Consider the following 13601-nt stretch of genomic DNA (forward strand, 5'->3'; position numbering starts at 1 on the left):
GTCACTGAATTGATTTACCTATTGACTGTTGCACTTACTTTTTGAACTCGCGCTCTCTTTTTGGCGAAGCAAAAGAAAGTAAGCCGCCGCCGCGCGGAAAGCGGCATTTAAATAATCTGCGCAGCGGCACTACAAACAAAACATAATTGGCCGAAATACCATAGTGACATACGGTCAACCTTGAGGTTACGCAGTAAACGTTGGGCCTCATTTCATTCAGTCCAACCTACGAACTGCAAAATCAAACCCAGTAAAGTAATCCAACTATCCAGCCGCAGCCACAGAAATTATTTCTTTAAAATCAACAACATCCTCTTCTGACCAGTGAGACTCCATATAATACTCACCAATACCCGACTCACCGTCAGAGTCATATATTTTCAACAAATGTAAAGCCTGAATAGAAGCACCATCATTCCAATTAAGTTTCTTATTGCTTCGTGCCAAATTCCATTCATCAAAACCTTTAATCAACCTAAGTACTCTTTTTTTATTGATAACAACATCAGCCAATAAATCTCCAAAATTCTGAAATCCCATATGTATAACCTTGCTCACCAAAAGTCCGACATACTCACTCGGCTCATGTTTATCAATGCTCAACCCCAACTCGTTGACAATTTCTTTTTCAACCTCAAGTAATTTTTTCTCAAGAAACAACTGCATTGATTCATTATCAATAGGAATATTGTCCAGCAACTCAGAATCTTTCATTCGGATACTATCCCGATATGAATTAACACCATTCTTCAGCAACACAAATGACTCATCCACATCCTCCAATATCGATGCAATTCTAGAAAATTTTCGCCTAAATTGTCGCGGTATTTCATAATCGCTTTTGTAGCCCAAGTCATGCTCAATTTCAGCCCAAACATGCTGCAAAAGAGTTCTAATTTGTAACTCGAATCGTATTCCAACAAAATCCTTATATTCAGCAAGCTGAGCACGATCCGCACTTAGAGAAATGACGTAATGAAGAGACAGATACCCAAATCTATCCGGCTCATGCGCCTTTCTTTTATCAATAGAATTATCTAAATCAACATTGAAATTATCTTCAATTACTTTTGCAACCGAATCAACATCACTTTCATAGTATGTTATCACTCTCAATCCAACAATATCTGTTATATCCTCTACATTTTTATATTTATCTTGCTTTGTTAAAATTTTGCCTGACAAGCTTTTTTCAGACTTAACACGATAACTTGTATTATGAATTGAAATTCCATGAGAATAGACAAGCTCCTTCACTAATGAGTGCATTTTCTCAGCACACCGTTCATAAACAGGCTTTTTGCTCAAATATTCATCTACAATTGTCATATTTAATAGTCCAAAAAAAGGGGACACTGTCCCCTCTTTGATTTAGCCCACTGAAATTAAAGCAGTTTCGCCAACTGCACCTTGATCTTGTCCAGCTTGTCATTCAGCTCCACCAGCTGAGCACGATCCCGCTCCACCAGATGCGCCGGCGCCTTGTCGGTATAACCCGGCTTCTCCAGCTTGGCCGTCAGCTTGGCCAGCTCGGCCTCGACCTTGCCCATTTCCTTGCTCAGGCGTGCGGTTTCCGCTGCCTTGTCCACTTCCACCTTCAGCATCAGGCGGGCGTCGCCGCTGATGGCCACCGGGGAGTCGTCTTCCGGCAGCTTGGCCACGATGCTGCCTTCGGTCAGGCGGGCCAGCAGCTTCAGGTAGGGGATGAACTCGGCGATGGAGGCGTCGGCGGTTTCGATGAACAGCGGGGCCTTCACGGCCGGGCCGATGCCCATTTCACCGCGCAGGTTGCGCACCGCGTTGACCAGGTCCTTGAAGGCGTCCATGCGCGCGTTGGCGGCGGCGTCGATCTTCTCGGGCACGGCCACCGGCCAGGCGGCGACCATGATGGAGTCGGTGTGCTTGGCGTTGGCCAGCGGGGCGACGGTCTGCCACAGCTCTTCGGTGATGAACGGCATCAGCGGATGGGTGAGGCGCAGCGCCACTTCCAGCACGCGCACGATGGTGCGACGGGTGGCGCGTTGCTGCGCCTCGTTGCCGGTCTGCAGCTGCACCTTGGCCAGCTCGACGTACCAGTCGCAGTACTCGTTCCAGATGAACTCGTACACGGTCTGCGCGGCGAGGTCGAAGCGGTAGGTTTCCAGCGCCTCGGTGACGTCCAGCTCGGCCTGTTGCAGGCGGCCGATGATCCACTTGTCGACGAAAGAGAATTCCAGCGGCAGGCTTTCGTCCTGGCCGCAGTCCTTGCCTTCCACGTTCATCATCACGAAGCGGGTGGCGTTCCACAGCTTGTTGCAGAAGTTGCGGTAGCCTTCGGCGCGCTTGAAGTCGAAGTTGACCGAGCGGCCCAGCGTCGCGTAGCTGGCCATGGTGAAACGCAGCGCATCGGTGCCGTAGGCCGGGATGCCGTCCGGGAACAGCTTCTCGGTGGCCTTGGCGATCTGCGGGGCCTTTTCCGGGCGACGCAGGCCGGTGGTGCGCTTGTCGACCAGCGGCGCCAGCGCGATGCCGTCGATCAGGTCGACCGGGTCGATGACGTTGCCTTCCGACTTCGACATCTTCTTGCCTTCGTGGTCGCGCACCATGCCGTGGATGTACACGTCCTTGAACGGCACCTTGCCGGTGAAGTGGGTGGTCATCATGATCATCCGGGCAACCCAGAAGAAGATGATCTCGTAACCGGTGACCAGTACCTGCGATGGTACGAAGGCACGCAGTTCCGGGGTGTCTTCCGGCCAGCCCATGGTGGAGAACGGCACCAGCGCGGAGCTGAACCAGGTGTCGAGCACGTCCTGCTCGCGACGCAGCGTCTTGCCCGGTGCCTTGGCCTGGGCCTCGGCTTCGGTGCGGCCAACGTAGATGTTGCCGTCTTCGTCGTACCAGGCCGGGATCTGGTGGCCCCACCACAGCTGGCGGCTGATGCACCAGTCCTGGATGTTGTTCATCCACTGGTTGTAGGTGTTGACCCAGTTTTCCGGGATGAAGCGCACTTCGCCGGATTCGACGGCGTCGATGGCTTTCTGGGCGATGGATTTGCCGGTGGCGTCGTCGTCGCCGACCTTGCTCATCGCCACGAACCACTGGTCGGTCAACAGCGGCTCGATCACCGAACCTGTACGGTCGCCGCGCGGCACCATCAGCTTGTGCGGCTTGGCTTCCAGCAGCAGACCCTGCGCGGTGAGGTCGGCCAGCATCGCCTTGCGGGCGTCGCTGGTGGACAGACCGGCGTAGGCGGCCGGCAGGTCGATGGTGCCCTGCGCGGTGCCGTCGAAGCCAAAGATCTGCGCCTTGGCGAGGATGGTGGCCTGCAGCGACATCACGTTGATCAGCTGGGTGTCGTGGCGCTTGCCGACCTGGTAGTCGTTGAAATCGTGCGCCGGGGTGATCTTGACGAAGCCGGTGCCGAAGGCGGCATCGACGTAGTCGTCGGCGATCACCGGGATCTGGCGGCCGGTGAGCGGCAGCTCCAGCATCTTGCCCAGCAGGTGCTGATAGCGCTCGTCGGTCGGGTTGATGGCCACGGCCACGTCGCCAAGCAGGGTTTCCGGACGGGTGGTGGCGACGGTCACGAATTCGTCGCTACCGACTACCGGGTACTTGATGTGCCACATGAAGCCGTCTTCTTCCTCGGAGACCACTTCGAGGTCGGAGATGGCGGTGCCCAGTTTCGGGTCCCAGTTGGACAGGCGCTTGCCGCGGTAGATCAGGCCCTGTTCGAACAGGCGCACGAATACTTCGGTGACGGTATCGGCGCGCACGTCGTCCATGGTGAAGTATTCACGGTCCCAGTCCACCGAGCAGCCGACGCGGCGCATCTGGCTGGTGATGGTGCCGCCGGACTGTTCTTTCCACTCCCACACCTTGCTGGTGAACGCGTCGCGGCCGAGGTCGTGGCGGTTAATGCCCTGCTCGGCCAGCTGGCGCTCGACCACGATCTGGGTGGCGATACCGGCGTGGTCGGTGCCCGGAATCCACACCGTGTTGTCGCCCTTCATGCGGTAGTAGCGCGTCAGGCCATCCATGATGGTCTGGTTGAAGGCGTGGCCCATGTGCAGAGTGCCGGTCACGTTGGGCGGCGGCAGCTGGATGCAGAAGGCGGGTTTGCTGGTGTCCATGTGCGGCTTGAAGTAGCCGGACTGTTCCCATTGATCGTACCAGCGACGTTCGATGTCGCCCGGCTCGTAGCTTTTGGCAAGTTCAGTGGTCATGGTGTGAATTCGGTCTTTATCGATGCAGAAAAATGTCGTCGATTATAAACCGAATCGGCTACAGCGTCGTCAGCATCCGTTATCGCGGCTAGGTGACAATCAAACGGCAAGCGCCAGCCAACGACCAGCGCTAGCAGGCCATGCAGCACGCCGGACATGTGGGCGCAGCGAGGCACTGGCGACTATCGCCACCCACGCGACCATGAAAAATGCCCCGCCAGGGGCGGGGCATTCGCGGCGGTCTGCGGCCAACGTTGGCCGCAACGCTACGCTTACAGCACTTCGATGATGCCGGCGGCACCCATGCCGGTACCGATGCACATCGTCACCATACCGTAGCCCTGCATGCCGGCATTGCGCATGCCGTGCACCAGCGTGGCGGTACGGATGGCGCCGGTGGCGCCCAGCGGGTGGCCCAGCGCGATGGCGCCGCCGTGCGGGTTGACCAAGTTCAGGTCCAGCTCCAGGTCACGTGCCACCGCCAGACCCTGCGCAGCGAAGGCTTCGTTCAGCTCGATCCACTTCAGCTGCTCCTGGGTGATGCCGGCGTTGCGGCAGGCTTCCGGAATCGCTTCCTTCGGGCCGATACCCATGATTTCCGGCGGCACGCCCTTCACCGCGAAGGTCACGTAGCGGGCCAGCGGCGTCAGGTTGAACTGCTTCAGGATCTTCTCGGACACCAGGATCACGGCACCGGCGCCGTCGGACATCTGCGACGAGTTGCCGGCGGTGACGCTGCCCTTGGCATCGAACACCGTCTTCAGCTTGGCGAGGCCTTCCAGCGTGGTCTCGCGGCGCGGGCCTTCGTCGGTGTCCAGCACGCGGGTGGTGCTGACCACTTCACCGGTTTCCAGGTTCGGCGTGCGGTAGGTCACTTCCAGCGGCGTGATCTCGCTCTTGAACTTGCCGCCGTCGATGGCGGCGATGGCGCGGCGGTGCGACTCGACCGCGAACGCGTCCTGGTCTTCACGCGACACATTCCACTGCTGCGCCACCTTCTCGGCGGTCAGGCCCATGCCGTAGGCGATGGCGTAGTTCTCGTCCTTGGCGAAGATCGCCGGGTTCAGCGACACCTTGTTGCCCATCATCGGCACCATGGACATCGATTCGGAACCGGCGGCGATCACCACGTCGGCCTCGCCCAGGCGGATGCGGTCGGCGGCCATCTGCACCGCGTTGATGCCGGAGGAGCAGTAGCGGTTGATGGTGATGCCGCTGACGGTGTTCGGCAGCCCGGCCAGCAGCACGCCGATACGCGCCATGTTCAGGCCCTGCTCCGCCTCGGGGAAGGCGCAGCCGACCACGCAGTCGGAAATCAGTTTCGGGTCCAGCGTCGGCACCTGTGCCAGCGCGCCGCTGATCACGTGCGCCAGCATGTCGTCCGGACGCACGTTGCGCATCATGCCGCGCGGCGCCTTGCCTACCGGCGTGCGGGTCACGGCGACGATGTAAGCTTCCTGTACTTGTTTAACCATTTTTTGCAATCTCCTTCAGGCCGGAGCGGCAGCGCGCACGCCACCCTCCGGCCGCTGTTCGGCGGTATCAGTTACGCAGCGGCTTGCCGGTAGTGAGCATGTTGGCGATACGGTCCTGGGTCTTGCTGGACTTGAGCAGGGTCATGAACGCCTTGCGTTCCAGATCCAGAATCCACTGCTCGTTGACCAGCGTGCCCTGCTCCACGTCGCCACCTGTCATCACGTCGGCGATCAGCGCGGCGATGGTGAAGTCGTGCTGGCTGATGAAGTGGCCTTCCAGCATGTTGACCAGCTGACCCTTGATCGAGGCGGCACCGGCGCGGCCGGCCACCGGGAAGCCGGCGACCTTGAGCGGCGGACGGTAGCCGGTTTCATACAGCGCCAGCGCTTGCTGCTTGGCGACGTACAGCAGCTCGTAGGCGTTGAACACCACGCTGTCACTGTTGCGGAAGAAGCCGATTTCCTGCGCCTCGTGCCCGCTGGTGGCGACCTTGGCGGTGGCGATGGCCATGAAGGAGTCCTTCAGTGCCGCCAGCACGTCGCCCTGCGCGTTCTGCGCCGCACGCAGCGCAAATTCCTTACAACCGCCGCCGCCCGGCAGCAGGCCGACACCGACCTCGACCAGACCGACGTAGGATTCCAGCGCGGCCACGACCTTGTCGCAGTGCATCGCGAACTCGCAGCCACCGCCGAACACATAACCCTGCGTGGCAGCGACGGTCGGGATGTGGCTGTAGCGCAGGCGCATCGACGTGGTCTGGAAGCGGCGCACCATGGTGTCGATCGCGTCCCAGTCGCCCATCATGAACGCCGGCAGCATCGACTGCAGGTCGGCGCCGACCGAGAACGGCTCTTCGGTCTGCCAGATCACCAGGCCCTTGAAGCGGGCTTCGGCGATGTCGATGGCGGTGTTGACGCCGTCGATCACATCCGGGCCGATGGCGTGGGCCTTGGACTTGAACGACACCACCAGCACGTCGTCACCGGTGGTGAAGGCGCGCACGCCCTCGTTCTCGAACACGGTCTCGCCGAGCAGGCCGGCGGTTTCGCCCAGCACCTTGGCCGGTGCCAGCTGGCGCTGGTACACGTCCAGCGTGGAGCGGCCGACCAGTTTACCGGCGGTGGCATCGAAGGAGCCATCGGCAAAGTGCACACCGGCACGGTCGGCTTCCAGCGCCCAGGCCGGCAGCGCGGCTGCGGCCAACGTTTTGCCGGCCTTGATGTCTTCATCGATCCAGCCGGCGACCTGCTGCCAGCCGGCAGCCTGCCAGGTCTCGAACGGGCCGACCGTCCAGCCGAAGCCCCAGCGGATGGCGAAGTCGACATCGCGCGCGCAGTTGGCGATGTCGCCGAGATGGTAGGAAATGTAGTGGAACACGTCACGGAAGCAGGCCCACAGGAACTGTGCCTGCGGATGGCTGCTGGCGCGCAGCTGCTTGAACTTCTCGGCCGGGTTCTCGATCTTGAGGATGGCCTTGACCGCGTCGTCACCCTTCTCGCCGGCGCCAACGTACTCGCCCTTGGCAGCGTCGAAGACAAACATCTGCTTGCCTTCCTTCTTGTAGATGCCGCGCTTGGTCTTGGCGCCCAGGCTACCATCGGCGATCAGCTGCTGCAGCCACTGAGGCGACTTGAAGTAGGCGTGCCACGGGTCGTTAGGCAGCGTGTCGTCCATGGTTTTCACCACGTGGGCGAAGGTATCCAGCCCAACCACGTCGGCGGTGCGGAAAGTGGCGGACTTCGGACGACCGAGGCGCGGGCCGGTCAGGTCGTCGACCACGTCGAAGCGGATGCCGAATTTTTCGGCGTTGGCGATGGTGGCCAGCATCGAGAACACGCCGATGCGGTTGGCGACGAAGTTCGGGGTGTCCTTGGCACGGATCACGCCCTTGCCCAGCGTGGTCACCAGGAAGCGTTCCAGGTTGTCCAGCATGGCGGCATCGGAGCCGGTGCATGGGATGATCTCGACCAGGTGCATGTAGCGCGGCGGGTTGAAGAAGTGTACGCCGCAGAAGCGTGGCGCCAGCTCGGCCGGTACGCCGGCGGCCAGCTGGTTGATCGACAGCCCGGAGGTATTGGTCGCGAAGATGGTGTGCTCGCCCAGATGCGGCGCCACCTTGGCGTAGAGGTCGGTTTTCCAGTCCATGCGCTCGGCGATGGCCTCGATCACCAGATCGCACTCTTTCAGCAGGTGCAGGTGGTCTTCGTAGTTGGCCGGCTGGATGTAGTTGACCGCATCCTTGTTGGACAGTGGCGACGGCTTCAGCTTTTTCAGGCCGTCGATGGCTTTCAGTGCGATGCCGTTCTTGTTGCCGTCTTTTGCCGGCAGGTCGAACAGCACGGTCGGCACCTTGGCATTAACCAGATGGGCGGCGATCTGCGCCCCCATCACGCCGGCGCCGAGAACGGCGACCTTGCGTACGATAAACTTGGTCTGAGACATGGTTTCCTCGGTTGTCTTAACGAACAAACATGGTTGCGGCTTCACGGATTATAGATTCCGGGTAAGCCATCCTGCGGGAAAGATCGGCTGAATCACAGTATCTGAATAATGGTTCAGCACTTCCCGAAAAAAACACGGCAACAAGGTCGCCGTGCCTGTTACGGCCAACGTCAAACGTTGGCCGCAAAGCCTCGCGGCTTAGAAACGGTGGTTGTACTGCACACCCAGGATCTGGGCGCTGGATTTGTAGTTGACGGTGCCCTTGGTCTGGCTGGAGACGCAGATAGTCTGCCCCTGAGCCGCGCAGGTGCCGTTCACATTGGCCTTGGCATCCTTGATCTTGATGTAGCTGTAGGCAAAATCGATCGAGGACTGCTTGTTCAGGTCGTACTTGCCACCGAAGGACAACCAGATACGGTCGTTATCCGGGATGGTCGCCAGACGACGGTCATCGTTCGGCACCGGCGACTTGTCATAGGCAATACCGGCGCGCAGCTGCAGCGGCTCGGTGTACTGATAGGAACCACCCAGCGAAAGCTTGTAGGTGTCTTTCCAGGCCGGGGTCAGGTAAGTCGTGTTGCCCTGCCCGGTTTTTGCGTTCCCGTACACCAGCAACGCTTTATCAAAGCGGGAGTGCTTGGTCCAGGTCACATCGGCGAACAGGTTGGTTTTGCTGTTCAGCTTGTGCATGCCGTGCACGGACAAGGCTTCCGGAGTGGTGATATCGACCTTGGCATCTTCACTATCCGCATAACCGGCACCAGCAATGCCTGCCGCTGCACCAGCACCGTAAACGGACGCTACCTTGCTCTTGTCCCATTTGGCAGTGCCGGTCAGGGTGTGTTCCACCTTGGAGCGGTAATTGACACCGACACGGGTACTGTCATTGACGTCCCACAGCCAAGCCAGGTTATATCCGAAACCCCAGTCATCACCCTCGACATCCGCATAGCCATCGGCAGTGCCGTTGCCGACAGGGTTAGGACGTGTAATCAGGTAGCCAAAGTTTGCGTACTGGCGCAGTTTGGCTTCGGCATGCTGGGCAATAACACCGACCGCAACCGAATGCTGGTCATTGAGCTTGAAGGCCACGGTTGGATTGATATCGAGCGTGGTCAGCTCGGTGGCGTTCAGGTTGTAACGCAGTACCGAATCACGCTGATATTCGGTGGAAGAGGCAAACGGCACATAAACACCCAAGCCGACCGTCACCTTGTTGTTCAGTTGGTGTGTCAGGTACATCTGAGGCACCACCACCAGATCGTCTGTGATCTTGCCGCTAGTCGAGCCTTTGACTGTCGAGTTGACCGGTGTTGCCGCCAGCGTCGGATAGGTGGCGCTGGCATCGCTGTATTTGGCATTCGGCGCTACCAGGTTCAATGCACCGGAAAAGTTGGTCCCCTCCAGCTTGGTCATGCCCGCCGCGTTGTAGAAGATAGTGGATGCATTGGCGGCTTCGGCGGCGCTGGCATTGGCGGTGGATTGGGCGCTGACCGACTGGGTACCGAAGTGGTAGCCGGAAGCCATGGCAACAGTGGTTGCACCCATCATCATGACGGACAAGCTGACGTGTTTCAGTTTCATGTGTTATTCCCTCTGTGCATTGTTATTCATGCTGCTCCGAACGTCCGTTTGATTGACGATCCGATCCGATACTACCTAGAGACGAAGCTGTTATCCAGCTTTTTCGAGCATTCGTTCCAAACAATCGTTTCAACGAAACAACACAGCAAATGCACTCAGGAAATGATGCGGGATTTGCCTTCAGCATCAATTGCGACATAGGTGGCAATCACCTCGGTAATCGGCACCACTTCGCCGCCGAGGCGCTCCGCCTCCACCGTTACCTTCAAGGTGACCGATTTCTGCCCGAGCCGGAAACACTCGGCATACAGTGACACCACGTCACCGACATGGATGGGGCTGGTGAGCTGGAAGGCATTGACCGCGACTGTCGTCACCGGCCCCCTGGCCAGCCTTTCGGCGCAGATGGCGCCGGCGGTATCGATCTGGAACATCAGCCAGCCGGCGTGGACGCGACCGTGGGCATTGGTGCTGCGTGGCTCGGCACGCAGGCGCAGCACCGGCTCGTGGCAGATTTCGGGGTGTTGCTGTGGGGATGGGGTCATGTTGTCTCTCTCGGTGGCACTCTGTCGATAGAGTACCATCGACAGAGCCGGACGTTACCGCCCGGCTCCTTATTGTTTAGCCGATCAGAAGATCAGCCGCTGCAGCAGTGTGTCATCATGCTGCCCAAGCTCCATGTCGAAATCATCGACCATGATCACGTCGCGCTTCAGCTTGCGTGCGCGCGTCACGGCGTCGAACTCCTGCTGCGTAATCTGGCCGGACTGCCATGCTTCTGCCAACCGCTCACGCGCGGTGACAGCCTTGAACTTGCCATCGCGACCCAGCTTGCGCAGCTTCTGCTCCACCGGCTCGGTCTCCAGCATCGCGCGCAACGCCGGCTCCAGCACGCCCACCGGATCGGCCTCATCCTTCGACACGAACATGCCGCGGGTCAGCCGGGTACGGGTCGGCCCCAGTTCCATGAGCAGGCGGGCGACCTGAGTACCGGTGCGGTCACTGGCCGGTTTCAGGGTCAGCCCCCACGGGAAGATCACCTTGCGCAGGATTACGGCCAAGGTGCGGCTGGGCAGGTTGGCAAGGAAGCCGTCCATCGCCTGCTGCAAGTCGTACAGCGCATTCTCCACCGCCCACTGCAGCACCGGCAGATCTTCTTTCGGTGCGCCGTCGCGCTCGAAGCGCTTCAGGCAGGCAGAGGCGATATACAGGTTGGACAGCATATCACCCAGGCGCGCCGACAGCTTCTCGCGGAATTTCAGCGAGCCGCCCAGGCTGAACATCGCCATGTCGGACAGCAGCGCAAAGGCGCTGGAGAAACGGGTCAGCTGCTTGTAGTAGGCGGCCACTTCGCCGCCTTTCGGGCTGCCGACCAGCCTGGCGCCGGTCAGGCCCATCCACAGCGAACGGAACACGTTGCTGATCACGAAGTTGATGTGGCCGGTGATGGCCTTGTCGAACTCGGCGGCGTCGTTGCTCATCGCCGCCTTCATCTCGCGCAGCACGAAGGGATGGCAACGGATCGCGCCCTGGCCGTAGATGATCATCGAACGGGTCAGGATGTTGGCGCCTTCCACCGTGATCGCGATCGGGATCGCTTGGTAGGCACGCGCCAGATAGTTGCGCGGCCCCAGCACCACCGCTTTACCGCCGTGGATGTCCATCGCGTCGTTCAGCGTTTTGCGCATGCGCTCGGTGTTGTGATACTTCAGCACCGCGGACAGCACCGACGGCTTCTCGCCGATATCGAGGCCGGTCAAGGCCAGATCCTGCGACGCTTCCATCTGGTAGGTAAAGCCCCCGATGCGCGCCATCGCCTCGTCCACGCCCTCGAACTTGCCGATGGACAGGCCGAACTGGTCACGGATGCGGGCGTAGGCGCCGGTGGTGTAGGACGCCACCTTGCCGGAGGCCACCGACATCGCCGGCAGCGAGATGCAGCGGCCGACCGACAGGCACTCGACCAGCATGCGCCAGCCCTGGCCCGCAAAATCACGACCACCGATGATCCACTCCAGCGGAATGAACACATCGCGGCCCCAGGTCGGGCCGTTCATGAACACGGCACCACCCGGATAGTGGCGGCGGCCGATGCACACGCCGTCATGCTCGGTCGGCACCAGTGCGCAGGTGATGCCGATGTCTTCCTTGTCGCCCAGCAGGTGATCCGGGTCGTACATCTTGAATGCGAGGCCAAGAATGGTGGCCACCGGTGCCAGCGTGATCCAGCGCTTCTCCCAGCTCACGCGCAGGCCGAGCACGTCGTCAAAACGTTGGCCGCTGCGCGGGTCGGTGTAGCTGCCGCGGCACACCACGCCGTAGTCCGGGATGGCGCCGGCGTCGGAGCCGGCGTACGGGCTGGTCAGCGCGAAGCACGGCACCTCGATGCCCTTGGACAGGCGCGGCAGGTAGTAGTCCTTCTGCGCCTCGGTGCCGTAGTGCTGCAGCAGTTCGCCGGGGCCCAGCGAATTGGGCACCATCACCGACACCGCCGCGGTGCCGCCGCGGGTGGCGATCTTGGTGACCACCTTGGCATGCGCGTAGTTGGAGAACTCCAGACCGCCGTACTTCTTCTTGACGATCATGCCGAGGAAGCCATTGTCCTTGATGAACTGCCACACGTCCGGCGGCAGGTCCTTCAGCTCGTGCGTGATTTTCCAGTCGTCGACCATCCTGCATAGCTGTTCGGTCGGACCATCCAGAAACGCCTGCTCTTCGGCAGTCAGTTTCGGGTCCGGGAAGGACAGCAGGCGCTTCCAGTCCGGCTTGCCGGAGAACAGGTCGCGATCCCACCACACGGTACCGGCGTTGATCGCTTCCTGCTCGGTCTGCGACATGGCAGGGGTGATTTTCTTGAAGATGGTGAACACCGGACTGGTGAACACGGCACGGCGCAGCGGCACGATGTTGAGCACGGCAGCGATCACGCCGGCCACGCCCCAGACCCCGACGGGGACCTGGCAGCCCCAGACTGGCTGCAGGCTGGCAAGCCAGCCCGCGATTACGACAGTCCACGCCAGAACGGGAGCGCGGAAATACGCGAGCGCCCCGAGCAGCAGGATCAGAACAATAGCAGATGTCATTATGGTTACCCTCGTGTTGACCTCGTGGAGTCAATCAGACGGGCGCCGTCAACCCCGCTACGACGAAAGGCACCAGGTGCTTGACGACCATGTCCGGGTCACGGGCGGAAACCACCTGACTGCGGACAAAGATCTTCAGCACATCATTACCGGCGAAGGCATTGAACATCACGCCAAAGGCAAAATGCATGCGCCAGGCAATATCTTCGGTTTCAAACTGCGGCAAAGCTGCCTGGAAGGCACTGCTATAGCGCTGTACAAACACGCTGTACTGCTGGTTCAGTGCCTCGCGCAGCAGGCGGTGGTTTTCCACCAGCGTGCGCGACATCAAGCGGACAAACAGCGCCCCGCCCTTGGTCGGGTCTTTCGACAACATCAGACAGGGCTTGATGAAAGTCAGTACCAGCGCCTCGGCGGTCAACGCTTGTCCGGATTGTTCCAGCGCATCGAGTTCGGCCAGACAGGCGGCCACAAACGGGCCGATCCTGCGCATGAACACCGATTCGAACAGCGCATCCTTTGAACCGAAGTGGTAGTTCACAGCGGCCAGGTTGACTTCAGCCTGCTGTGTGATCATGCGAAGTGAGGTGGCCTCGAAGCCATGCTCGACAAACAGCCGCTCGGCAACATCGAGAATCCGAGTTGCGGTATCGGGTTTGTTCACTTCCATGTCGTCTTGCACTTTCATCGGATTGAGTAATTGCGTCGCCTTGTCCATCATGATTTTAGAACAAGCGTTTTAAACTTACGTTTTAATTTGATGCCTGTCAAGAAATGCATTCCTGAAGCCTCCCGCGGTAAACACAAG

The 13601-nt window shown here is 59.7% G+C and carries 8 protein-coding genes; all 8 read right to left on the reverse strand.

Annotated features, from left to right (window positions below):
- Nucleotides 1–264: 264 nt before the first annotated feature.
- Nucleotides 265–1329, reverse strand: a complete 1065-nt coding sequence (locus IE083_RS04210) for a GTP pyrophosphokinase (RefSeq protein ID WP_189352383.1) — start codon at nucleotides 1327–1329, stop codon at nucleotides 265–267.
- A gap of 56 nt (nucleotides 1330–1385) precedes the next feature.
- Nucleotides 1386–4208, reverse strand: a complete 2823-nt coding sequence (locus tag IE083_RS04215) for a valine--tRNA ligase (RefSeq protein WP_189352384.1) — start codon at nucleotides 4206–4208, stop codon at nucleotides 1386–1388.
- A gap of 272 nt (nucleotides 4209–4480) precedes the next feature.
- Nucleotides 4481–5683, reverse strand: a complete 1203-nt coding sequence (locus tag IE083_RS04220; protein WP_189352385.1) for an acetyl-CoA C-acyltransferase — start codon at nucleotides 5681–5683, stop codon at nucleotides 4481–4483.
- Nucleotides 5684–5750: 67 nt separating this feature from the next.
- Nucleotides 5751–8126, reverse strand: coding sequence for a 3-hydroxyacyl-CoA dehydrogenase/enoyl-CoA hydratase family protein (locus IE083_RS04225; RefSeq protein ID WP_189352386.1), 2376 nt, complete (start codon nucleotides 8124–8126; stop codon nucleotides 5751–5753).
- Between the two features lie 198 nt (nucleotides 8127–8324).
- A complete protein-coding gene (locus tag IE083_RS04230) occupies nucleotides 8325–9710 on the reverse strand; it encodes an OmpP1/FadL family transporter (RefSeq protein ID WP_189352387.1) in 1386 nt (461 codons plus the stop codon).
- Between the two features lie 155 nt (nucleotides 9711–9865).
- Nucleotides 9866–10255: an acyl-CoA thioesterase gene (locus tag IE083_RS04235; RefSeq protein ID WP_189352388.1), complete on the reverse strand. Its 390-nt coding sequence runs from the start codon at nucleotides 10253–10255 to the stop codon at nucleotides 9866–9868.
- Nucleotides 10256–10339: 84 nt separating this feature from the next.
- Nucleotides 10340–12793: an acyl-CoA dehydrogenase gene (locus IE083_RS04240; RefSeq protein ID WP_189352389.1), complete on the reverse strand. Its 2454-nt coding sequence runs from the start codon at nucleotides 12791–12793 to the stop codon at nucleotides 10340–10342.
- A gap of 34 nt (nucleotides 12794–12827) precedes the next feature.
- A complete protein-coding gene (locus IE083_RS04245; protein WP_189352475.1) occupies nucleotides 12828–13463 on the reverse strand; it encodes a TetR/AcrR family transcriptional regulator in 636 nt (211 codons plus the stop codon).
- Nucleotides 13464–13601: the final 138 nt, after the last annotated feature.

It is taken from the genome of Vogesella fluminis, from assembly GCF_014652335.1.
In the GTDB taxonomy this organism is placed as follows: domain Bacteria; phylum Pseudomonadota; class Gammaproteobacteria; order Burkholderiales; family Chromobacteriaceae; genus Vogesella; species Vogesella fluminis.